20 protein-coding genes are annotated in these 18,535 nt (G+C 71.8%); 6 read left to right on the forward strand and 14 right to left on the reverse strand.

Going from position 1 to position 18,535, the window contains the following annotated elements; all coding sequences use genetic code 11:
• Positions 1–54 precede the first annotated feature (54 nt).
• Both MKK64_RS10485 and MKK64_RS10490 read left to right on the forward strand, forming a co-directional pair.
• Positions 55–1,152: a Gfo/Idh/MocA family protein gene (locus MKK64_RS10485; RefSeq protein ID WP_243934376.1), complete on the forward strand. Its 1,098-nt coding sequence runs from the start codon at positions 55–57 to the stop codon at positions 1,150–1,152.
• Between the two features lie 353 nt (positions 1,153–1,505).
• On the forward strand, positions 1,506–1,703 hold the full coding sequence (locus tag MKK64_RS10490) for a hypothetical protein (protein ID WP_147842373.1): 198 nt from the start codon (positions 1,506–1,508) through the stop codon (positions 1,701–1,703).
• A gap of 61 nt (positions 1,704–1,764) precedes the next feature.
• Here the strand turns inward: MKK64_RS10490 and MKK64_RS10495 are convergent, their stop codons facing one another.
• On the reverse strand, positions 1,765–3,447 hold the full coding sequence (locus tag MKK64_RS10495; protein ID WP_243934378.1) for a methyl-accepting chemotaxis protein: 1,683 nt from the start codon (positions 3,445–3,447) through the stop codon (positions 1,765–1,767).
• A 144-nt stretch (positions 3,448–3,591) separates the two neighbouring features.
• Positions 3,592–4,362: an SDR family NAD(P)-dependent oxidoreductase gene (locus tag MKK64_RS10500; protein WP_243934380.1), complete on the reverse strand. Its 771-nt coding sequence runs from the start codon at positions 4,360–4,362 to the stop codon at positions 3,592–3,594.
• A 144-nt stretch (positions 4,363–4,506) separates the two neighbouring features.
• Between MKK64_RS10500 and MKK64_RS10505 the strand changes: the two genes are divergently transcribed.
• Entirely contained in the window at positions 4,507–5,133 is a 627-nt protein-coding gene (locus MKK64_RS10505) for a TetR/AcrR family transcriptional regulator (protein ID WP_147726032.1), read from the forward strand.
• Between the two features lie 10 nt (positions 5,134–5,143).
• Here MKK64_RS10505 and MKK64_RS10510 read toward each other — a convergent pair whose 3' ends face one another.
• The 5 genes from MKK64_RS10510 to MKK64_RS10530 all read right to left on the reverse strand — a co-directional run bounded on the left by MKK64_RS10510 (position 5,144) and on the right by MKK64_RS10530 (position 9,863).
• Positions 5,144–5,488 carry a DUF1330 domain-containing protein gene (locus MKK64_RS10510; RefSeq protein ID WP_147726031.1) on the reverse strand — a complete coding sequence of 115 codons (345 nt, stop codon included), beginning with the start codon at positions 5,486–5,488 and terminating at the stop codon, positions 5,144–5,146.
• 5 nt (positions 5,489–5,493) lie between these two features.
• The gene (gene pyrF, locus MKK64_RS10515) at positions 5,494–6,213 is read right to left on the reverse strand and encodes an orotidine-5'-phosphate decarboxylase (protein WP_147726030.1); all 720 of its coding nucleotides are present in this window, start codon (positions 6,211–6,213) and stop codon (positions 5,494–5,496) included.
• Between the two features lie 12 nt (positions 6,214–6,225).
• Positions 6,226–6,927 carry a uracil-DNA glycosylase family protein gene (locus tag MKK64_RS10520; RefSeq protein WP_147726029.1) on the reverse strand — a complete coding sequence of 234 codons (702 nt, stop codon included), beginning with the start codon at positions 6,925–6,927 and terminating at the stop codon, positions 6,226–6,228.
• 164 nt (positions 6,928–7,091) lie between these two features.
• Entirely contained in the window at positions 7,092–9,308 is a 2,217-nt protein-coding gene (locus tag MKK64_RS10525; RefSeq protein WP_243934382.1) for a xanthine dehydrogenase family protein molybdopterin-binding subunit, read from the reverse strand.
• Between the two features lie 99 nt (positions 9,309–9,407).
• Complete coding sequence (locus MKK64_RS10530; protein ID WP_243934384.1) at positions 9,408–9,863, reverse strand: (2Fe-2S)-binding protein; 456 nt, start codon at positions 9,861–9,863, stop codon at positions 9,408–9,410.
• 244 nt (positions 9,864–10,107) lie between these two features.
• Between MKK64_RS10530 and MKK64_RS10535 the strand changes: the two genes are divergently transcribed.
• Positions 10,108–11,655, forward strand: a complete 1,548-nt coding sequence (locus MKK64_RS10535; protein ID WP_243934386.1) for a sensor histidine kinase — start codon at positions 10,108–10,110, stop codon at positions 11,653–11,655.
• Positions 11,656–11,727: 72 nt separating this feature from the next.
• On the opposite strand, the gene MKK64_RS10540 is transcribed toward MKK64_RS10535, so the two are convergent.
• From MKK64_RS10540 to MKK64_RS10565, 6 genes are all read right to left on the reverse strand, one after another.
• A complete protein-coding gene (locus MKK64_RS10540) occupies positions 11,728–12,144 on the reverse strand; it encodes an EVE domain-containing protein (RefSeq protein ID WP_243934393.1) in 417 nt (138 codons plus the stop codon).
• A 23-nt stretch (positions 12,145–12,167) separates the two neighbouring features.
• Positions 12,168–12,626 (reverse strand): opioid growth factor receptor-related protein, encoded by a 459-nt coding sequence (locus MKK64_RS10545; protein ID WP_243934395.1) that lies wholly within the window; start codon positions 12,624–12,626, stop codon positions 12,168–12,170.
• Positions 12,623–13,627, reverse strand: coding sequence for an NAD(P)H-dependent glycerol-3-phosphate dehydrogenase (locus MKK64_RS10550; protein ID WP_243934398.1), 1,005 nt, complete (start codon positions 13,625–13,627; stop codon positions 12,623–12,625). Before MKK64_RS10550 ends, MKK64_RS10545 begins: the two co-directional genes overlap by 4 nt.
• Positions 13,624–14,580 carry a GNAT family N-acetyltransferase gene (locus MKK64_RS10555; RefSeq protein ID WP_243934400.1) on the reverse strand — a complete coding sequence of 319 codons (957 nt, stop codon included), beginning with the start codon at positions 14,578–14,580 and terminating at the stop codon, positions 13,624–13,626. The genes MKK64_RS10550 and MKK64_RS10555 overlap by 4 nt, the downstream gene beginning before the upstream one ends.
• Positions 14,577–15,632: a tRNA (adenosine(37)-N6)-threonylcarbamoyltransferase complex transferase subunit TsaD gene (gene tsaD / locus MKK64_RS10560; RefSeq protein WP_243934402.1), complete on the reverse strand. Its 1,056-nt coding sequence runs from the start codon at positions 15,630–15,632 to the stop codon at positions 14,577–14,579. The genes MKK64_RS10555 and tsaD overlap by 4 nt, the downstream gene beginning before the upstream one ends.
• Positions 15,633–15,717: 85 nt before the next feature.
• Positions 15,718–16,068: a DUF2293 domain-containing protein gene (locus tag MKK64_RS10565; RefSeq protein ID WP_243934404.1), complete on the reverse strand. Its 351-nt coding sequence runs from the start codon at positions 16,066–16,068 to the stop codon at positions 15,718–15,720.
• 165 nt (positions 16,069–16,233) lie between these two features.
• Here MKK64_RS10565 and MKK64_RS10570 point away from each other — a divergent pair, with 165 nt between their 5' ends.
• The gene (locus MKK64_RS10570) at positions 16,234–16,491 is read left to right on the forward strand and encodes a hypothetical protein (protein ID WP_243934406.1); all 258 of its coding nucleotides are present in this window, start codon (positions 16,234–16,236) and stop codon (positions 16,489–16,491) included.
• A 30-nt stretch (positions 16,492–16,521) separates the two neighbouring features.
• Positions 16,522–17,469, forward strand: coding sequence for an ABC transporter ATP-binding protein (locus MKK64_RS10575; RefSeq protein WP_243934407.1), 948 nt, complete (start codon positions 16,522–16,524; stop codon positions 17,467–17,469).
• Between the two features lie 323 nt (positions 17,470–17,792).
• Here the strand turns inward: MKK64_RS10575 and rpsD are convergent, their stop codons facing one another.
• Complete coding sequence (gene rpsD / locus MKK64_RS10580; protein ID WP_147725774.1) at positions 17,793–18,410, reverse strand: 30S ribosomal protein S4; 618 nt, start codon at positions 18,408–18,410, stop codon at positions 17,793–17,795.
• Between the last annotated feature and the right edge of the window lie 125 nt (positions 18,411–18,535).

Consider the following 18,535-nt stretch of genomic DNA (forward strand, 5'->3'; position numbering starts at 1 on the left):
AACCTCGGCTCGCACCTCGCGTTGCGCCTGCATCGGCGTAACCCGGGGGCGACCATGAGTGATGCGAAGGCGATCCGCTACGCGGTGGTCGGCGGCGGCTGGATCTCGCAGGCCGCCTTCATGCCGGCGGTGGCGCAGACCGGCAATTCCACGATCACGGCGCTGGTCACCGGCGATCCGGAGAAGGCCGCTTCGCTCGGCGAACGCTATCGCCTGACCACCTTCTCCTACGACCGCTACGCCGAGGCTCTGGCCTCCGGCCTGTTCGATGCGGTCTACCTCGCGCTGCCGAACGGGATGCACCGCGAATTCGCCGTGCCCGCGCTGGAGGCCGGCATCCATGTGCTGCTCGAGAAGCCGATGGCGACGAGCGTCGCCGAGTGCGAGGCGATCATCGCCGCGGCCGAGCGCGGCAACGCCCGGCTGATGCTGGCCTACCGCCTGCACTTCGAGCCCGGCACCCTCGACGCGATCGAGCGGGTGCGGACCGGCGCGATCGGCGAGCCGCTGGTCTTCACCGCAACCTTCGGCCAGCACGTCGCGATCGAGAACCACCGCGCGCATCAGGGCTACTGGGCCGGGCCGGTGCCGGACATGGGTACCTATCCGATCAACGCCGTGCGCAACCTGTTCGCCGACGAGCCGGTCGAGGTCCACGCCCACGGTACCCGCCGGCCGGGAAGCCCCTACGCCTTCCACGGCACCGTCGCGGTCACGCTCCGTTTCCCCGGCGACCGCCTCGCGCAGTTCACCGTCTCCTACGAGACCGATTCGGTCGACGCCTACCGCATCGCCGGGACCGAGGGCGACCTCCTGATGGCGCCGGGCTTCACCTTCGGCCAGTCGCTCGCGGGCGAGCTGACCCGTGGCGGCGAGACCGAAGCCCTGTCCTATCCGAGCGTCGACCAGTTCGGGGCCGAGACGCGGTACTTCTCGGATTGCATCCTGAACGGCCGCGTGCCGGAGCCGGACGGCGAGGAGGGGCTGGCCGACGTCCGCATCCTCGCCGCGATCGAGCGCGCGCTCGAGACCGGCCAGCCGCAGGCCCTCGCGCCGATGCGACGCCGGACGCGGCCGGATGCGTCGCAGGCGATCGCGCTGCCCGAGATCACGCCCCCGGACCTCGTCAACGCCGCCAAGCCGGGCGGCTGAACGCGGCGAGCGGCCGGCGTTGCGACCGGCCTCGCTCTTACCCATCACCGCGTGCTGATGTGATCGCGCCGAGTGGACCTCGTAACCAGCAAGCTCTTGGGATCACGCGGCCGTCTGCGGTGTCGCTGCGCGGCATCTCGGCACCAGGGACGCGCGGGAGGCGGCGATCGACGAAGCGCCCAGCTCATGCGCGTCGGAACAAGGTTCGTCATGCGTCACCATGTTGCCTCGCAGCAAACACGTGCTGCCCTGCAAAGACCAAAGCTTGACGGTAAGATGCGGATAAATCTCCGCGCGCATCGAACGAAGTCGGGCCGTGCTCGTTATCCCGAAAATCCGTACGGGACCGAGACATGGCCAAGCACGAAATCCTCGGATACTTCGAACATCGCCGCGACGGCGCCTGGGTCTGCGTCCGCCCGTTCACGCTGACGACCAAGAGCGCGGCGGTCGACATCCGCCAGGGCATGCGCTTCGACTACGGCAAGCGCGTCGGCGGCGTCGACCTCGCCGAATACCTCGAGCAGCTCGGCTCGCAGTTCGGTTCGTAAGCCGTCTGCTTTTTCGGCGTTCGATCGATCAGGGTGATGCGGGTCCTCCGGCCCGCGTCGGTCACAAGCGATAGGCGGTCCGGCAGCCGCCCCAGTGGCGCCCTTTGATCTTCAGCGGTGCGTCGACCTCGGTCACCATGATGATCTGGGTGCCGAGTTCGCGTCGGTAGACCTGAAGCGTCACCGGCCGCATCGAACGCGCCGCCGTGATGCCGGTCCGGTCGTCGAAGATCCGCAGGTTCCGCGCGTTGACGTGGTTCCACATCGGGTCGTCGCTGCGCTGCGGCTGCGAGTAGACCCGGTTGTGGAACGGCAGGAAGCCGTTGCGGTCGGTCAGGATGCAGAACATCATCCGCTCGTCCCGCCCGAGTTCCTCCTCGAGGATCGGTCCGAGCAACCGCACGATCGGCTCGACCGAGCGCGTCATGAACTGCGCCGGGTTCGAGCCGGCGATCGGCTGGTAGTCGGTGTCGAACAGGGCCGCCTCCGACACGCGCCCCGCGGCCAGCTCTCCTTCAAGGATCGACGCGGCCTGCGCCGCCAGGGTTTGGACCTTGACGATCAGGGGCGCGTGCTCCGCGTGGATCGACGCGATCTTCGCCAGCAGCTTGTCGCGGAACGCCTCGTCGTTCGCCTGGAACGCGCAGTGCACCCCCATCGCGCTCGTCGCCACCACCTGCGCCTGGACCTCGCCGACGGTGTCGATCGCGATGACGATGCCGGCGCCGACCGCGATGGCTTCCCCCTCCGGCGCGCGCAGCAGGACGCCGCCCTCGCTCAGATCGACCGTGCGGGTGCTGCGCCCATCCGGCAGGCGGACCTGGAGGTCGGTCGGGTAACGATCGAACCGGCGCCGGTCGCCGAGCTCGCTCTGGCGGACCACGGTGACGAAGCGCTGGCCCAGGCGGCCGGCCTGCTCGGCCGCGGACGCGGTGGCCGACTGCATGCGCTCCGCCTGGCGGTCGAGGTCGAACGCGGCGGCGCTGGCCGAGCCCGCATCCGCGTCGAGATGCGCGACGAGGTCCGAGGTGCGGGTCGCCTCGTCGACGATGCTCGTGACCGTGCGGGCTTGGATGTCGGCGATCTCCCGGACGCTGGCGAAGGACGGGCGGACCGATTCGATGGCCCCGGCCGCGGCCTCGATCGCGGCGCCGGAGGCGGCGGCGCCTTCCCGGAGGCGCAGGACGCGGGTCCGCACCTCCTCGGCCGCCCGCGCCGTCTCGACCGAGAGCGCCTTGACCTCGGCGGCGACGACCGCGAAGCCGCGCCCGGCCTCGCCGGCGCGGGCGGCTTCGATCGTGGCGTTCAGCGCGAGCAGGTTCGTCTGCCGCGCCACCGCGGCGATCGTGTCGACGATGCCGGCGATCTCGTTGCCGGCCTGGGCCAGCGTCGCGATCAGGGCGCGCGCCTCGGAGCCGCGATCGCCGGCATGGTCGAGATGACCGCCGGCCTGCGACATGGCCGCGGCGGTCTGGCTCGCGAGGGTCGACAGGCTTCCGGTCTGGCCGGCGAGGCTCGCGGTCGCGGCGGCCGCGTTCCGCGAGACCTGGACGAGGTCGTCCATCTGCGCCCGGATCGCGGAGAGGCCGCCCTTCATCTCGGCGACGTCGCTCTGCGCAGTCTCGATCGAGCGGCTCACCCCTTCGATCGCGGAGCGGACGTCTTCCTCGATGGCGTTCACGACGTCGCCGTCGAGACGCGCCGCCACGGGCGCCACGGGCTTGGGCTGCTCGATCGCCTCCACTGGCGTGGAGGCGTCGATGGTGCGCGCTGGGGCTCTGGTTCTGAACTGGAACAGCATACCCTCAGATGTGACTGAAGTCCGCTACCATCCTGTTAACGCTGCCGGGATCATGCGAGGGACGCGGTCGAAACGACCGGTCGCGGTTCAGGCGCCGCCCCACTGCATCGTCAGGCCGCCGTCGACGACGAGGGTGTGCCCGGTGACGTAGTCGGCATCGTCGCTGCTGAGGTAGAGGATCGCCTTGGCGATGTCGTCGGGCTGCCCGGCGCGATGCCACGGGATCCGCTCGAGCGACTTGTCGAGCACCTTCGGGTCCTCGAAGCGGTCGGCGGTCATCGGCGTCTCGATCAGGCCGGGCGCGACGTTGTTGACGTTGATCTTGTCCTCGGCGAGCTCGCGCGACAGGCTTCGGCAGAGCGATCCGACGCCCGCCTTCGACATGCCGTAGGGCGCGCTTTCCGGCGTCGGCAAGTGCTGCGCGACCGACGAGACCATCACGATCTTGCCGCGGCCGCCCTGCACCCGGCGCAGCTTGATGAAGGCGCGGGCGCAGAACAGCGGCCCCATCAGGTTCACGCGCAGGATCTGCTCCAGCCGCGCATCCTCCATGTCCGCCACCGCCATCCCGCTCATCGCCTGCCCGGCATTGGCCACCAGGATGTCGATCGGCCCGAGGTCGCTGGCGATGCGGTCGAAGGTGGCGGTGACGGAGGCCGGGTCGCCGACGTCGTTCTGGATCACCAGCGCCCGGCGCCCGGTCTCCTCGACCAGGCGCGCGGTCTCGGCGATGCCGTCCGCGTCGGTGTTGTAGGTGATCGCGACGTCCGCGCCGTGCTGCGCGAACAGGAGTGCGGTGGCCCGGCCGATCCCGGAATCCGCACCGGTGATCAGGGCCTTCTTGCCTTCGAGCTTCATCGGTGCCGGCTTCGCTGCTGGAGGTGGTCCGGCCCCGCCATCGGGCCGTTTCAGCGGGCCAATTCCGGCGTCGCGGCCCGGTTCCTCACAGGTGCGCGGTCCGACATTTTGACGCTTTGCCGGATTGCGGCATACGCTCGGTCCATGACCATCGCCGTCGACCTAGAACGCATCCAGAGCGACGAGAGCGCGCCGACGACGCGCTGCCGGATCCTGGCGACGGCCGAGCGCTCGTTCCGCGAGATCGGCTACCAGAAGACCACCGTCGCCGACATCGCCAAGACGCTGAAGATGAGCCCGGCCAACGTCTACCGGTTCTTCGACTCGAAGAAGGCGATCAACGAGGCGGTGGTCGAGCGCCTGGTCGGCGAGGTCGAGGCGCTGATCTCGACGATCGCCGACGCCCCGGGCTCGCGCGCCGCGGACCGCCTGACGGCGGTGATCGGGGCCTTGTACCGCGACACCTCCGAGCGCTGCCGCGCCTTCCCGCGCATGCACGAGATGATCGAGGCGGCGATGAGCGAGAGCTGGGAGGTCTGCCGCCACCACGTCGACCGGATCGGGGCGGTGTTCGAGCGGATCGTCGTCGACGGCGTCGCGCGCGGCGAGTTCGAGACGGACGATCCGGCCGGCACGGCGCGCTGCCTGCACACGGCGATCGCGCGCTACAGCCATCCGCTGCTGGTCAGCCAGTATCCCGACGCGCCCGTGCCGGACCTCGACGTGATGATCGCGTTCCTGCTGCGAAGCCTGCGACCGGCCGGCCGCTGAGACGGGTCGGTCACTCCGATGCGGGGTTGGCCGGCTCCGGCGCGATGCCGACGTTCGGCTGCTCGCCGTCGTAGCCCTCGATGATCAGGATGTCGGCGTCGGCGCCGTTCTTCTGCTTAGCGCGCGCGGCTTGGTAGCTGTCCGACTTCCAGCAGGCGAGCGCGTCGTCGTAGCTCGCGAACTCGATCACCACGTTGCGGGCACGCGCCGTCCCGGTCACCGCCTCGAAGCGTCCGCCGCGCACGAGGAAGCGGCCGCCGAACTCGGCGAAGGCGGCGCCGTTCGAGGCGGCGTAGTCCTTGTAGGCCTCCGCGTCCCGCACATCGACCCGGACGATCCAGTAGCCGCGCGTCATTCTCGTCACTCCTGTGCTGCCATCTCGGCGAGGATCGCTTGTGCCACGGCGCGCGGATCTGCGGCAGCGGTGATCGGGCGGCCGACGACGACATGGTCGATGCCCGCCGCGCGCGCCTGGCCCGGGGTCATCACCCGCTTTTGGTCGCCGGCGGCGCTGCCGGCCGGGCGGATGCCCGGCGTCACGATCAGGCTGCCCGGGCCGACGACGGTGCGGACGGCCTCCGCCTCGAAGGCGCTGCAGACGATGCCGTCGATGCCGGCCTCGGCCGCCTGGAAGGCCCGGTGCGCGACGAGGTCGGAGATCGGCAGCGCGTAGCCGGATTCGCGCGCGTCGCCCTCGTCGTAGGAGGTGAGCACCGTCACCGCGAGGATCTTCAGGTCGGACGCGCCGCGCCCGCGCACCGCCGCGCGCATGGTCTGCGGGTAGGCATGCACCGTCAGGAAGGTCGCGCCGAGGCCGGAGAGCGCACGCACCCCCTCCTCCACCGTGTTGCCGATGTCGTGCAGCTTCAGGTCGAGGAAGACCTTGAGCCCGCGCGCGGCGAGTTCCGGCACCAGCGACAGGCCGCCGGCATAGGCCAGGCGGTAGCCGATCTTGTAGAACGTCGCCGCGTCCCCGATCCGGTCGATCAGCGCGCGGGCCGCCGCCGGGTCGTCGAGGTCGAGGGCGACGATGAGGCGGTCGCGCGGGTCGGTCGGGCTCGGGTTCGGCTGATCTCGCATCGCAGTTCCCGATCACGCGGCCGGGTGCGGTGTCAATCGCGCCCCCGCGGGGGCAGCCATGACACCGGAAGCCATGACTCCGTTCGCCGTGACCCCGCCCGCCATGACGCGGGCCACCTCGGCCTTCAGCACCGGCAGAAGCTCGGCCTCGAACCAGGGCTCCCGCTTGAGCCAGCCGTTGTTGCGCCAGGACGGATGGGGCAGCGGCAGCACACGCGGGGCACGCGGCTCGGCGAGGATCTGGCGCCAGCGCCGCACCGTGCCGGTGAGCCCGTCCGGCATCTTGCCGAGGTGCCACGCCTGCGCGTACTGGCCGATCACCAGGACGAGCTCGAGATGCGGCAGGCCGGCGAAGAGCTCGTCGCGCCAGCGCTCGGCGCATTCGCGCCGCGGCGGCTTGTCGCCGCCCTTGGCATCGAGCCCCGGGAAGCACGAGCCCATCGGCACGATCGACACCCGGCTCGCGTCGTAGAAGGCGGACTCGTCGAGACCGAGCCAGGACCGGAGGCGCACCCCCGACGGGTCCATGAACGGGATGCCGGTGCGGTCCGCCCGCGTTCCGGGCGCCTGGCTGGCGATGCACAGCCGCGCCGTGGCGGTCCCCTGGACGATCGGGCGCGGTTCCTGCGGCAGCGGCGGCCCGTAGAGCGGCGCGTCGCGGCAGATCCGGCAGGCGCGCAGGCGCGCGGCGGTGCGGTCGAAGGCGGTGTCCATGCTGGATGCGACATGGGCACCGCGCCGCGCTTCGGCGAGCCCAGACCGACGCGACCAAAAGAAACGGCGCGGGACGAGGCCCGCGCCGTGGTTGCAGTTGGGTTCGAAGCTCTGGGAAGCGGGCCGACGCTACGCCCTGCCCCGCATCCGCGGCGTGTCGAACCTCACACGCCCTTCAAGCCGGCCAGATCGAGCGGCAGCGAGCGCAGGCGCTGCCCGGTCGCGGCGAAGATCGCATTGGAGATCGACGGCGCGAGAACCGGCACGCCCGGCTCGCCGATGCCGGTCGGTGCCGCCGAGGACGGCATTATGTGGACCTCGACCACGGGCATCTCGCTCATCCGCGTCGGCTCGTAGGTGTCGAAGTTCTTCTCCTGCACCACGCCGTCCTTGAGCGTGATGCGGTTGCGCATCACCGACGACAGCGCGAAGCCGACCGCGCCCTCGACCTGGGCGCGGATCACGTCCGGGTTCACCGCCACGCCGACGTCGACCGCCGCGACGATGCGGTTGACCTTCACCTTGGCGTCCTCCGCCGTGATGTCGGCGACCATCGCCACGTAGGAGCCGAACGATTCGTGGGCGGCGATGCCGAGGCCGCGGCCCTTGCCGTTGGCCTTGCTGCCGGCGTCCCAGTCCGCCTTCTCGGCGGCGAGCTTGAGGACGCCCGAGAGGCGCGGGGCTCCGGTCAGAAGCGAGAGCCGGTAGGCGAGCGGGTCGACGTCGGCGGCATGCGCCAGCTCGTCGATGAACACCTCCATCGCCTGCGCGGTGTGGCTGTGCCCGACCGAGCGCCACCACAGGACCGGCACGCCCTCGCGGGCGTTGTGGACCTCGAAGCGGTAGGCCGGGAGCGCGTAGGCGGTGTCGGAGGCGCCCTCGACGGTGGTCGAATCGATGCCGTTCTTGACGATCATCGCCTCGAACGGCGAGCCGATCATGATCGACTTGCCGATCATCACGTGCTGCCATCCGACGATCCCGCCCTTGGCGTCGAGCCCGGCGCGGACCTTGTGGTAGACCGTGGGGCGGTAGTAGCCGCCGGACATGTCGTCCTCGCGGGTCCAGACGAGGTGGACCGGCGCTCTGGCCCGGGTCGCCTTGAGGATGGTCGCGGCCTCGGCGATGTAGTCGGCGGTCGGCGTCGCGCGCCGGCCGAACGAGCCGCCGGCCCATTGCGTGTGCAGGCGGACCTTGTCGGTGGTGGTGCCCATCACGGCGGCGACCGCGGCCTGCTCGATCGTCTGGAACTGCAGGCCGGCATAGACGTCGTAGCCGCCGTCCGGCGCCTGCTCGATCGTCGCGTTCAGCGGCTCCAATGCGGCGTGCGCCAGGTAGGGGAAGGTGAACTCCGCCTCCAGGACCTTGGCTGCGCCCTTGATGCCGGCCTCCGGGTCGCCGCGCTCGGAGGCGACGAGGCCGGGGCGCTTGGCCTGCTCGCGGTAGCCGGCGAGGATCGCGTCGGAGGAGTGCGTCTCGGCCGCGCCGTCGTCCCACACCACCTTCAGCGCCTCCCGGCCCTTCATCGCCGACCAGGTGTCCTTGGCGACGACCGCGACGCCGGAGGGAATCGCGACGACGTCGACGACGCCCGCGACTTTGCGGGTCGCAGCGTCGTCGAAGCTCTTCACCGTGCCGCCGAAGCGCGGCGGGCGGGCGACGACGGCGGTGACCTGGCCGGGCCGACGGATGTCGAGGGCGTAGACGGCGCTGCCGTCGGTCTTGGCCGCGGAATCGAGGCGCGGCGTACGCTGGCCGATCAGCGTCCACTGGCTCGGGTCCTTCAGGCGCGGCTCCTGCGGCACCGGAAGCGTCGCGGCGGAGGCGGCCAACTCGCCGAACCGGGCCTGCCGGCTTGAGGCCGCGTGCCGGACGACGCCGTTCGCGACGGTGATCTCGGCCGCCGGCACCTTCCACTGGTAGGCGGCGGCCGCGACCAGCATCTCGCGGGCGGCGGCGCCGGCCTTGCGCAGCTGGAACCAGGAATTGGCGATCGCCGTCGAGCCGCCGGTTCCCTGGATCGGGCCCATCAGCAGGTTGTTGTAGCGGGCGGCGTCGGCCGGCGCGAACTCGGTGCGCACCCGCGACCAGTCCGCATCGAGCTCGTCGGCGAGGATGGTGGCGAGGCCGGTGGTGTTGCCCTGCCCCATGTCGAGGTGCTTGATGATCACCGTCACGGTGTCGTCGGCGCCGATCCGCACGAAGGCGTTCGGATCGGCCTTCACCCCCGACAGGTCGGGGCCGGCGGCGGCGCGGGCGGTGTTCTTCAGATCGAGGCGGAAGCCGATGACGATCGCGCCCGTCGCGGCGGCGGCGCCGGCGAGGAAGCTGCGGCGGGTCGCGCGCGGGGAGCGCGGGTCCGTCTGACGGATCTTCAGCATGGCGTGGCTCCGGTCAGTTCGGGAACGGGCGAAGGGCGTTCGAAGGGGGCGAGCGACGGGCCGTGCGATCCGCGCGAAGGGACGCGCGGACGAGCCGGATCAGGCGAGGGTGCGGGCGGCCTCGTGGATCGCCGCGCGGATGCGCTGATAGGTGCCGCACCGGCAGATGTTGCCGTCCATCGCGCCGTCGATGTCGGCCTCGGACGGCTTCGGGTTGTCGGTGAGAAGGCCGATCGCGGACATGATCTGGCCGGACTGGCAGTAGCCGCACTGGACGACGTCGAGCTTGCGCCACGCGCCCTGCACCGCCTCCGCGACGCGGCCCGAGATGCCCTCGATCGTCGTGATCTTGGCCTCGCCGACGTCGCCGATCTTCGTCTGGCAGGAGCGGACCGGCTGGCCGTCGAGATGGACCGTGCAGGCGCCGCACTGCGCGATGCCGCAGCCGTACTTGGTTCCGGTCTTGTCGAGGTGGTCGCGCAGCGCCCAGAGCAGCGGCATCTCGGGATCGGCGTCGACGGTGTGCCGGACGCCGTTCACGGTGAGGTTCAACATCCGAGATCTCCCGCGCGCAGAGCTTATGCCGTCGATGGCTAATCCTCGGACGCATCCACAAGATGTGCGTCCGCGCACGAACCGCGAACGGTCCGGAACGTCAGTGCACGCTTCGCGCGATGGCGACAATCCTCGCCCTCGCGGCAGGCCGTTCTTAACACATCCCACGCATCGTCAATCCGCCGCATGTTGCGGTCGGGCACCCCGCACCGGCGCCCCCTACGTCCAGCCTTCGAAGAGGCCGATGTCCGAACTGACGGTCGAGATGGTGCAGCGCGGCCGCGGTCCTTCGTCGGAGGAGGCCGTGCGCCGCCGTGGCGTCGCGCGCGACATGCGCTCGGTCCGCGAGAAGCTGACCTCGAAGACGGGCCTCGAACGGGCGTTCGACTACGAGCTGCTGCGCCTCTACGCGCAGTATCGCGCCGGCGCGGGCATCCCGCTCGGGCTGTTCGCGATGGCGCTGGCCGGCGCCGCCTGCTTCTGGGTCGAGCCGCTGGTCGCGTCGCTCTGGGCGCTGTGCGCCTTCCTGATGATCACCCTCAACGCGTCGATGAGCCGGAGCTTCCTGCGCGCCGAGCCGGACACGGTGTCGCTCGCGCGCTGGCGCCGCCGCTTCGCCTTCGGCGAGGTGCTGCAGAGCCTGAGCTGGTCGGCTTTGATCGGGCTCGGCGCGGTCGGCGGCTGGCACTTCTCGATGTTCGGCCTGGTGATCGCGGCCGCGGTCGCGACGATGGTGGCCGCCACCGTTCCCGCCGCCGCCGTCGCCGCCCTGGTGCCGCTGGCCCTGGCGACCCTGTGCCTGCTCGCCTTCACCCGCCAAATGGACGCGGTGATGCTGGTCGCGATGGCGATCGGCTCGCAGATCTTCTTCCTCGGCCTTGCCCGCCGCATCTACACCTCGACCATCGGCGCGCTGCAGTCGCGGGCGGAGAAGGACGCGGTGTTCGGCGAGCTGGAGGAGGCCAAGGCCAATTCCGACGAGGCCCGGCGCCGGGCGGAGGAGGCGAACCTCGCCAAGTCGCGCTTCCTCGCCACCATGAGCCACGAGCTGCGCACGCCGCTCAACGCGATCCTCGGCTTCTCGGAGGTGATGAAGAACGAGGTCTTCGGCCCGCACACCGCGCCGAGCTACGGCGAGTATTCCAACGACATCCACGACAGCGGGATGCACCTCCTGAACCTCATCAACGAGATCCTGGACCTCTCGCGGATCGAGGCCGGCCGCTACGAGCTCAACGAGGAGGCGGTGAAGCTCGCCCACATCGTCGAGGAATGCCGCCACATGATGGGGCTCAAGGCGCGCGGCAAGAACCAGACCTTCCTGGACTTCGTCGACGAGACCCTGCCGCGGCTCTGGGCCGACGAGCGGGCGTTGCGGCAGGTGGTGCTGAACCTGCTCTCGAACGCGGTGAAGTTCACGCCGCCGGGCGGCGAGATCACGATCAAGGTCGGCTGGACCAGCTCCGGCGGCCAGTACGTCGCGGTCAAGGACAGCGGCCCCGGCATCCCGGAGGACGAGCTCGGCACCGTGATGTCCTCGTTCGGCCGCGGTTCGCTGGCGATCAAGACCGCGGAGCAGGGTTCCGGCCTCGGCCTGCCGATCGTGAAGGGCCTCGTCGACCTGCATGGCGGAAACTTCACGCTGAAGTCGAAGCCGCGCGAGGGCACCGAGGTGATCGTCACGCTGCCGGCGAGCCGTGTGATGGACACCCTCGCCGCCGTCGCCGTCGGCCCGGAGCCGGAGAAGCCCGCGGCGTCGGTCCGGGCCAAGCCCGCCGCCAGGGCCGCCTGACGCATCCCCAGGCGCGGTAAGGTCCGGCTCGCGCGAGGCGGATGCGACCCCGCACGATGCCCTGGCCGGCGATCAGCAGAGCCCGCCCATCGCCCGGACCAGCGCCCACTCGGCCTCCGTCACCGGCTGCACCGAGAGGCGCGAGTTGTTGACGAGAACCATGTCCTTAAGCGCCGATTCTGCCCTGATCGCGTCGAGGGTGACGGGATTCGGCAGCGTCTCGACGGCGGCGAGGTCGACCATGCCGAACCGGCCGCTCGCGTCGGTGTGATCCGGGTAGTACGGCTTGATCACCCGCACGATCCCGACGACGGCCTTGCCCTCGTTCGAGTGGTAGAAGAACCCGAGGTCGCCGACCTGCATCGCCATGAGCTGCTTCTTGGCGAGGTGGTTGCGCACCCCGTTCCAGTGCGTGCCGGTTTCCCCGGCGGCGACCTGCTGCGCCCACGACCAGGTCGCGGGCTCGGACTTGTAGAGCCAGTGGGGCATGCGTCTCGTCGCTTGCTCGAAGATCAGGACCGGCCGACCGCCGCGGCCCAGAAGGCGAGGCTCGCCAAGTTGATCGACGATCCGGCCCCTGCGTTCCGCGCGGTCGCGAACGCGTAGAAGTCTTGCGCCTCCGCCTCGCCGAGCAGGTCGCGGATCGCCGTGAGGATGCGGGTGATGCGCAGGTGGTTGTGGTCGTGGGGCGCGAGCCAGCGATCGGTGTCGGCGTAGAACCGACGCATCCGCGCGAGCGCCGCGCGCAGGCCCTCGCGGGCGGCCGGATCGCGACGGATCGAGTCCGCCTCCGCCGGCGTCAGCACCGGCGCACCGGGCACCGCGCGGCTCGCCTGCTCGAGGGGGAAGCACCACTGGATGAAGTCGTGGACCGCCTCGATGCGGTCGTCGTCGAAGGCGAGCACGGTGGCCAGCGTGCGGCCGGCGCCGTCGGTGCCGCCGCCCGCGAGGAAGGCCTGGATCGGAGTCATTCGGATTCCGCCTTCAGCGGGCGGGCAAGCAGCGCGGCGACCACGTCCTCGACGCTCGCCCGCCCGGCCACGATCGCCGCGACGGCTTCCGCGATCGGCATCTCGATCCCCTGCCCGCGGGCGAGCCCGACCAGGGCGGTGGCGGTGAAGGCGCCCTCGGCGAGCTTGCCGCCGGCGGCGGCTTCCGGCGTGGCGCCCGCCCCCAGGGCGAGGCCGAAGGCGAAGTTGCGCGATTGCGCGGAGGATGCGGTGAGCACCAGGTCGCCGAGCCCCGACAGGCCCATCAGCGTCTCGGGCCGGCCGCCGAAGCTTCGCGCGAACCGCATCAGCTCGGCGAAGGCGCGGGCGATCAGGGCGGCGCGCGCGCTCTCGCCGAGGCCGCGCCCGGCGACGATGCCCGATGCGATCGCGAGCACGTTCTTGCCGGCGCCGCCGATCTCGACGCCGCGGACGTCGTCGGTGTGGTAGAGCCGCAAGGCCGGGCCGGACAGCAGGCGCGCGAGGCGCGCCGCGAGGTCCGCATCCGCGGCCGCCAAAGTGACCGCCGTCGGCAGGTTGCGCGCGACGTCCACCGCGAAGCTCGGGCCGGACAGCACCGCCACGGGCGTACCCGCCGGCAGCACCTCGGCCGCCACCGCGCTCATGAAGGCGCCGGTCGTCCGCTCGATGCCCTTCGAGCACAGGACCACCGGCGTGCCCGGCGCGAAGGCGGGCGCGAGCTGCCCGAGCACCGCGCGGGAAGTCTGCGCAGGCGTGACCAGCAGCACCGCCTCGGCGGCGGCGAGGTCGTCGGCCTCGGCCGTCGCCCGGATGCGCGGATGCAGCATCACGCCCGGCAGGTAGCGCGGGTTCTCACGCTCGGCTTCGAGGGTGGCGGCGGATCGGGCGTCGCGCAGCCACAGGGTGACCGGGCGCCCGGCCGCGGCGGCGGCGTTCGCCAGGGCCGTGCCCCATGCGCCGCCGCCGACGACCGCGACGGGTCGCGCGTTCTCGCTGCTCATGCCGAGTCTCCGGAAAAATCCGCCGCCGCGAGCCGATAGAGCACGTGCCGCTGCAGCGGGTGGCCGGCGGTCAGCGCCGGATGGTCGAAATCGGCCTCGCGCACCATGCCGAGTCGCTCCATCACCCGTCGCGACGGCGCGTTGGCCAGCGCCGTGAACGCCACCACGCTCGGCAGGCCGCAGCGGCCGAACAGGTCGGCGAGCGCCAAGCGCGCGGCGCGCGTGGCGATGCCGCGCCCCCAGGCCTCGGGGCTCAGGCGCCAGCCGATCTCGATCAGGCTGCCCGGACGCTCGCCCCCGGAAAACGGCATCGACCGCATCAGCCGCATCGCCCCGACGAAACCGAGGAACGGGCCGCCCGGCTCCTCGACCGCCCACGGCCCGAAGCCGTCGGCCTCGAAGCGGCGGTCGAGCGCCCGCGCCTCGGTCAGGCTCTCGGTGGGCGATTTCAGCTTCGGGAAATGGCGCATCACGGCGGGGTCGGCGTTCAGGCGCGCGAACGGGTCGTCGTCCGATCGGCGCCAACGGCGCAGGCGCAGCGAACCGGTCTCCAGGGTCTCGGGGGCCTTGGGCAGCCGGCGCTTGCCGCGCCACAGCAGGGAGCGGCGGTTGAGCAGGGCGAGGTCGGCGCGGCCGGCGAGCACGGCGTTGCCGAGGTCGATCGCGACCGCGAGCCGGTCGGGCGGCATGTTGGCCCAGGCCGGCGCCGCCACGCTCTCGCGCCACGGCCCGTTGCAGGCGTTGTCGAGCAGGATGCGGGCGAAGCAGTGGTCGTTCACGACGGGCCAGTCGGGATGGTCCGGCGCGGCCTGCGGCAGCAGGCGGTCGACCAGTTCGCGCCACCGCGCCTGCGGCTCGCCGACGGGGGCCGGAGCCGCCTCCGGCCCGGGCTCCGTCACGCGGAGATCGCGGAGATTGCCGCGCGAGAGGATGTGGCGGGCTGCGCCGCTCATCCGGCGCTGGCCTCGGCGCGGGGGGCGTCGGCGAAGGGCCAGCGGGCGCGGGCCGGCGCGGTGATGTCGTCGGTCAGCCCGAGGCGCAGCCGCTCGATGCCGGCCCAGGCGATCATCGCGCCGTTGTCGCCGCAGAGCGCCAGCGGCGGGGCGACGAAGGCGAGGCCCGCCTCGCCCGCGAGCGCGGCCAGCGCCCGCCGGATCGCGCCGTTGGCCGAGACTCCGCCGGCGGCGACGAGCGCGGTCGGGTGGCCGGCGACGGTGGAGAAGGTGCGCAGCGCCACGCGGACGCGGTCGACCACCACGTCGACCACCGCGGCCTGGAAGCCGGCACAGAGGTCGGCGACGTCGCGCTCGGCGAGCGGCGCGGTGCGCTCCGCCTCGATCCGCAGCGCGGTCTTCAAGCCGGACAGCGAGAAGTTGGCGTCGCGGCGCCCGAGCATCGGCCGCGGCAGGGTGAACCGCTCCGGATCGCCGGCTTCCGCCATGCGCTCGACCTCGGGGCCGCCGGGATAGGCCAGACCCAGGAGCTTGGCGACCTTGTCGAAGGCTTCGCCGATGGCGTCGTCGATGGTGCTGCCGAGGCGCACGTAGTCGCCGACGCCCTTCACCGCCACGAGCTGGGTGTGGCCGCCGGACGCCAGCAGCAGGAGGTAGGGAAAGGCCAGGCCGTCGGTCAGCCGCGCGGTCAGCGCGTGCGCCTCCAGATGGTTGACCGCGAGCAGGGGCTTGCGCGCCACGAGCGCCAGGGTCTTGGCGGTGACGAGGCCGATCAGCACCCCGCCGATCAGGCCGGGGCCGGCCGCCACCGCGATGCCGTCCACGTCCTTGAGGGCCAAGCCGGCGCGGTCGAGCGCCCGCGCGATCAGCCTGTCGAGCACCTCGACATGGGCGCGGGCGGCGATCTCCGGCACCACGCCGCCATAGGCCGCGTGCTCGGCGATCTGGCTCAGCACCTCGTTCGACAGGATGACGCCGCGGCCGTCCTCCCCCGGCGCGACGATCGCGGCGGCGGTCTCGTCGCAGGTGGTCTCGATGCCCAGCACGTTCATGGTGACGATCGACGCTTCCGTTTCCGCGAACCCGCCCGCCCCGTGTATCCGCACCGGACGCCCCCCGGCAACGACCGGGACCGCCTCAGGGCGCGTCGGCGTCGTCGGCCGGATCGGCCTCCGGGATCGGCGCCGCGCCCCAGCCAGCCAGCACGGCGTTGAGCTCGTCGAGGACGAAGTGGCGGGCGCTGTCGCGGTCGTAGCCCTCGGCGAGGAGGTCGTCGTAATCGGTGAAGACGTGGCGGGCATAGGCGACGAGCGCAAGCCGGGCCGCCGTCTCGGGCGCCGCCCCGCGCAGGCCCGGGCTGGCGAGCGCCGAATCGACGATCGCCTCGGCCTCGAACCCGGGCAGGCGCCGGGCGAGCCGCGCGAGCGCATCGGCGACCTGCTCGCGACGGTTGCGCGGTGCCCCGCCGTCCTGTCGCGCTGCGGGCAATCGACGCTCCCCTCTCCGCTCCGGCGCGATCGGCCGGCCTCGATGTCGGCGTGCCATAGTTTTTGACCAGGTGCACGTTAGGATGGGTTGCATCGACGACGCGCCCGATCGGGATCCGCACGAGGACGTGCGGCCGGCCGCACGCGCGACGCCCCGGAGACGACCATGATCCGCCGCCTCGCCTTCCTCCTGCTGATCCCCGCCCTCGCGACCGCCCCCGCCCTCGCCGAGAAGGCGGCCACCGGCGCGACCGTGCCGCGGCCGTCCGGCGCGCCCCCCGCCAGCGAGGCGAGCAAGGCCTCCGCGATGAAGGCGGCGAACGAGGCCGAGATGATCAAGGCGCAGAAGGCCTCGGCCGCCCGCGACAAGGCCTGGGACGCCCGCACGCGCAACTCGATGTCCTCGATCTGCAAGGGCTGCTGAGGGCACGGGTCCGAGCGCGCCGCACCGGCGGTGATCCGGTTCGAGGGCGTCTCCAAGCACTTCGCCGGGGCGCCCGGCCCCGCCGTCGACCGGCTTGACCTGACGATCCCCGAGGGCACCACCTGCGTGCTGATCGGGCCGTCCGGCTGCGGCAAGTCGACGACCCTGCGCCTGGTCAACCGCCTGATCGAGCCGGATGCCGGCCGCATCACGCTCGGCGGGCACGACGTCGCGGCCGTCGACCCGATCGCGCTTCGGCGCGGCATCGGCTACGTGCTCCAGGGCATCGGCCTTTTCCCCCACCGCAGCGTCGCGCGGAACGTCGCGACCGTGCCCGAGCTGCTCGGCTGGCCGAAGACGCGGATCGCGGCGCGCGTCGACGCGATGCTCGACCTCGTCGGGCTCGATCCGGCGCTCTACCGCGACCGCCGCCCGGACGCGCTCTCCGGCGGACAGCGCCAGCGCGTCGGCGTCGCCCGCGCGCTCGCCGCCGACCCGCCGGTGATCCTGATGGACGAGCCCTTCGGCGCGGTCGATCCGGTGGCGCGCGGCCGGCTCCAAGCCGAGATCGGCACGATCCTCAAGCGCCTGTCCAAGACCGTGCTGATCGTCACCCACGACATCGACGAGGCGATGCTGATGGGCGACCGCGTCGTGCTGATGCGGGCTGGCCGCGTCGTCCAGGCCGATGCGCCGCAGGCGCTGCTGGCCGCGCCGGCCGACCCGTTCGTCGCCTCCTTCGTCGGCGAGGACCGGGCGCTGCGGCGCCTCGCGCTGCTCACCGTCTCCGAAACCGCCGAGCCCGGAACGGCCGCCGACGCGCCGGAGATCGCGGACACGGCGACGTTGCGCGATGCGCTGTCCATGATGCTGGCAGGCGGTCGCACCCGGCTCGCGGTCGCCGGTCCCGCCGGGCCGCACGTGGTGACGCTCGATGCGGTCCGGCGGGCGGGCGCGGTCGGCAAGCGCGAAGCCTGATACCGAACGGCTCGGCCGTCGCCGGTTCTGCACAGGCGATCCGGCCTGCCCCGACCCGGCACTTCCGACCCCCGCCGTCGTTCCGGGTCCGCGCAGCGGAGCCCGAAAGCCAGAGTCGCCGAAGCGGCAGGTGGGAGCACGACCTGCGGTTCCGAATTCCGGGTTCGCCACCGGCGCTCCGGAAATGCCGGGCGGCTATGACGGGCGACGGAGGGACGCGTGAACGCGCGCGAGCGCGCGACACGTCCGCCCCCTGGACATGGAAAAGGGCCGCCCTTTCGGACGACCCTTCCCAGCGGCACGACGGTGATCCGTCGATCGGCTCAGCGCGAGTAGAACTCGATCACCAGGTTCGGTTCCATCTGCACCGGGTACGGCACCTCGGTCAGGCCCGGCACGCGGGTGACGCGGGCGGTCATCTTCTGGTGGTCGACCTCGATGTAGTCCGGCACGTCGCGCTCGGGGAGCTGCGAGGCGACGACCACGATCTCGAGCTGGCGCGAGGCTTCCTTGACCTCGATCAGGTCGCCCGGCTTCACGAGGTAGCTCGGGATGTTGACCCGGCGCCCGTTGACCTTGATGTGGCCGTGGTTGACGAACTGGCGGGCGGCGAACGGCGTCGCGACGAACTTCGAGCGGTACACCACGGCATCGAGGCGGCGCTCGAGCAGGCCGATCAGGTTCTCGCTCGAGTCGCCGCGCAGGCGGATCGCCTCGGCGTAGTAGCGGCGGAACTGCTTCTCGGTGATGTTGCCGTAATAGCCCTTGAGCTTCTGCTTGGCGCGCAGCTGCGTGCCGAAGTCGCTCATCTTGCCCTTGCGGCGCTGGCCGTGCTGGCCGGGGCCGTACTCGCGGCGGTTCACGGGGCTCTTCGGGCGGCCCCAGATGTTCTGGCCCATGCGGCGGTCGAGCTTGTGCTTGGCCTGAATCCGCTTCGACATATCGCGTGTCCTCTCGCAAACGAGATAGTGAGGAACGCGCCCTCCTCTTCCCGCCGGCCTTGCGGCCCGGGACGACAGAGCCGCCTCGAAGGCGACTCACGGGTGCGTATGAAAACGCCAAGCGG

It is taken from the genome of Methylobacterium sp. E-025 (genome assembly GCF_022829705.1).
GTDB lineage: Bacteria > Pseudomonadota > Alphaproteobacteria > Rhizobiales > Beijerinckiaceae > Methylobacterium.

Bases quoted from the DNA above. Each gene is read 5' to 3' on its own strand.
- pyrF (WP_147726030.1), bottom strand. From the start codon at position 6,213: ATGCGAGATCAGCCGAACCCGAGCCCGACCGACCCGCGCGACCGCCTC.
- MKK64_RS10490 (WP_147842373.1), top strand. From the start codon at position 1,506: ATGGCCAAGCACGAAATCCTCGGATACTTCGAACATCGCCGCGACGGC.
- MKK64_RS10550 (WP_243934398.1), bottom strand. From the start codon at position 13,627: ATGAGCAGCGAGAACGCGCGACCCGTCGCGGTCGTCGGCGGCGGCGCA.
- MKK64_RS10540 (WP_243934393.1), bottom strand. From the start codon at position 12,144: ATGCCCCACTGGCTCTACAAGTCCGAGCCCGCGACCTGGTCGTGGGCG.
- MKK64_RS10485 (WP_243934376.1), top strand. From the start codon at position 55: ATGAGTGATGCGAAGGCGATCCGCTACGCGGTGGTCGGCGGCGGCTGG.
- MKK64_RS10525 (WP_243934382.1), bottom strand. From the start codon at position 9,308: ATGCTGAAGATCCGTCAGACGGACCCGCGCTCCCCGCGCGCGACCCGC.
- MKK64_RS10505 (WP_147726032.1), top strand. From the start codon at position 4,507: ATGACCATCGCCGTCGACCTAGAACGCATCCAGAGCGACGAGAGCGCG.
- MKK64_RS10500 (WP_243934380.1), bottom strand. From the start codon at position 4,362: ATGAAGCTCGAAGGCAAGAAGGCCCTGATCACCGGTGCGGATTCCGGG.
- rpsD (WP_147725774.1), bottom strand. From the start codon at position 18,410: ATGTCGAAGCGGATTCAGGCCAAGCACAAGCTCGACCGCCGCATGGGC.
- MKK64_RS10545 (WP_243934395.1), bottom strand. From the start codon at position 12,626: ATGACTCCGATCCAGGCCTTCCTCGCGGGCGGCGGCACCGACGGCGCC.
- MKK64_RS10510 (WP_147726031.1), bottom strand. From the start codon at position 5,488: ATGACGCGCGGCTACTGGATCGTCCGGGTCGATGTGCGGGACGCGGAG.
- MKK64_RS10530 (WP_243934384.1), bottom strand. From the start codon at position 9,863: ATGTTGAACCTCACCGTGAACGGCGTCCGGCACACCGTCGACGCCGAT.
- MKK64_RS10520 (WP_147726029.1), bottom strand. From the start codon at position 6,927: ATGGACACCGCCTTCGACCGCACCGCCGCGCGCCTGCGCGCCTGCCGG.
- MKK64_RS10555 (WP_243934400.1), bottom strand. From the start codon at position 14,580: ATGAGCGGCGCAGCCCGCCACATCCTCTCGCGCGGCAATCTCCGCGAT.
- MKK64_RS10535 (WP_243934386.1), top strand. From the start codon at position 10,108: ATGTCCGAACTGACGGTCGAGATGGTGCAGCGCGGCCGCGGTCCTTCG.
- tsaD (WP_243934402.1), bottom strand. From the start codon at position 15,632: ATGAACGTGCTGGGCATCGAGACCACCTGCGACGAGACCGCCGCCGCG.
- MKK64_RS10570 (WP_243934406.1), top strand. From the start codon at position 16,234: ATGATCCGCCGCCTCGCCTTCCTCCTGCTGATCCCCGCCCTCGCGACC.